At 68.3% G+C, this 2,068-nt stretch carries 2 protein-coding genes; one reads left to right on the top strand and one right to left on the bottom strand.

The genetic code is table 11. From position 1 onward, the window contains the following. Positions 1 to 356 precede the first annotated feature (356 nt). Positions 357 to 1,220: an alpha/beta fold hydrolase gene (locus tag ACIRU3_RS47700; RefSeq protein ID WP_404070750.1), complete on the bottom strand. Its 864-nt coding sequence runs from the start codon at positions 1,218 to 1,220 to the stop codon at positions 357 to 359. Between the two features lie 226 nt (positions 1,221 to 1,446). Here ACIRU3_RS47700 and ACIRU3_RS47695 point away from each other — a divergent pair, with 226 nt between their 5' ends. Then, the gene (locus tag ACIRU3_RS47695; RefSeq protein WP_404070747.1) at positions 1,447 to 1,956 is read left to right on the top strand and encodes a MarR family winged helix-turn-helix transcriptional regulator; all 510 of its coding nucleotides are present in this window, start codon (positions 1,447 to 1,449) and stop codon (positions 1,954 to 1,956) included. The last annotated feature ends 112 nt before the right edge of the window (positions 1,957 to 2,068 follow it).

The raw sequence follows: 2,068 nt of genomic DNA, 5'->3' as shown, positions 1-2,068 counted from the left end.
CCAACTTCGCCCGAGCCCGGTTCACTTCGTGTGCGTCCACACCTCCAACATGCCCCAGACAGGACCGATCGACAGACCTAACGGAGTCCTACTAGTGGCGTCCTTGCCCACGGGGCGAAGAGCCTCGGGTGCTGGGTCAAGAGGAAGAGGCGAGGCAGTAGCGATTTCGTCGGGCTTGCGGATGTTGCGCCCGGCCAGTGCCTCACCGCATCCGGTGGGCGACCTCGCCCTGGTAGCCGAAATCGGCTGCGCCGGAGTCGCGCAGCCGTGTCCATGTGCTCTGCAGCGCCGATTCTGATCCAGGAGGAGGCCGCCCGGCGGTCACGCGTCGCCGGGCCGGTGGGGGTGATCGGACGTCAGCGGACGCTGGCGTGCGCGGCCTGTTCGATCAGGCGGGTGACGGCACCCGGCTGGGATACCGAGACGGCGTGGGAGGCCTTGACCTCGACGGTGTGGGCGTGGGCCCGGTCGGCCATGAAGTGCTGCGCGGCCGGCGGGATGTTGTAGTCCTGGGTGGCGACCAGGCTGAAGGAGGGGATGGTGTTCCAGGCGGCCTCGGTGGCCTTCTCTTCCAGGGCGGAGGCGGCGACGGGGCGCTGGGTGGCGGCCATCAGGTCGGTGACCGGCTCGGGAACGTCGGCGGCGAACTGGTCGTGGAACTTGTCGGTCTTGATGTAGAGGTCGGTGCCGGTGCCGCCGTCGGGCAGCGGGAACGACACGGAGTTGAGGGTCGGGCCCAGGGTGCTGCCGGGGAACTTGTTCGACAGTTCCAGTGCGCTTTCGCCCACCTCGGGGATGAAGGCGGCGATGTAGACCAGCGCCTTGACGTTCGGGCTGTCGGCGGCGGCCTGGCTGATCACGGCGCCGCCGTAGGAGTGGCCCGCCAGTACGATGGGTCCCTTGACGTTCTTGAGCACGCTGTGGACGTAGTCGGCGTCACTGGCCAGGCCGCGCAGCGGGTTGGCCGGGGCGACGACCGGATAACCGTCCCGCTCCAGACGCTTGATGACCCCGTTCCAGCTGGATGAGTCCGCGAACGCGCCGTGTACCAGCACCACCGTGGGCTTCTGCGCCGACGGGCGGTGCCCGGCCGTGGCGTCCGTGGCACCCGCCGCACCCGCCGTGGTGGCGGCCAGGGACAGTGCCGCCACGCTGGCGACAGCGCCGAGTACGGCAGCGGACTTGGACGTGCGGGTGCGGAGGACGGTCTTGAGGTTCATCTGACTCTCCTTCTGAAGCAGCGCTGGTCACCGGTCATCCCGGTGGTTGCGGCCGCCCTGCTCGGGGCGGCACAGGGAAACGTAGTGCACTATTCCCTCGCGTACAAGGTAATTGCTTACGAGACACTCGTCAGCGATACACTGGGGTTCGTGGGGGATACAACACAGCGTTTCCGATGACGGTCCGGCGCCCAGGGCCCAAGGGCCAGAGAAGGGGAGAGCAACCGTGAGCGACGACGGCACCCGCGCATCCACGCCCGGTGGTCCCAGTGGGGCCCCGTTGCCCCTGGAGGACCACTTCTGCTTCACCCTGTACGCGGCCTCCAGGGCCGTGACCAGCGCCTACCGGCCCCTGCTGGACGAACTGGGACTGACCTACCCCCAGTACCTGGTGATGGTCGTGCTCTGGCAGCACGGCACCGCATCCGTCAAAGATCTGGTGGCCGCCCTGCAGCTGGACTACGGCACCGTCACGCCGCTGATCAAACGCCTGGAGACGAACGGACTCCTCAAGCGACAGCGGCGAGCCGACGACGAACGCGTGGTGGAGGTGGCCCTCACCCCGCAGGGAACCGCACTCAGCCACCACATCCGCGCCGTCCCCCTCGCCATCGGAGACGCCATGGGCCTGACCGCCGAGGAGTTCACAACCGCGCAGAGCCTGCTGCGCCGGCTGACGGCCAACGTCATCCACCACACCACCGGTGCCGAACCGGCGGAGGTGTCTCGCTCATAGGGGCGCCCGCACCCCAGTACTGACTTCGGCTCGTCAGGGTGGCGCTGGCTCGTCGAGGGTCAAGCGAGTGCCGGCTATGAAGCCGTCGAGGGTGTCGGGCCGGTACTGAAGG

The sequence above is a fragment of the Streptomyces sp. NPDC101151 genome (assembly GCF_044768335.1).
Classification (GTDB): Bacteria; Actinomycetota; Actinomycetes; order Streptomycetales; family Streptomycetaceae; genus Streptomyces.
Note: the sequence above shows the minus strand (reverse complement) of the source record. Positions and strands in the feature narration are given on the sequence as shown.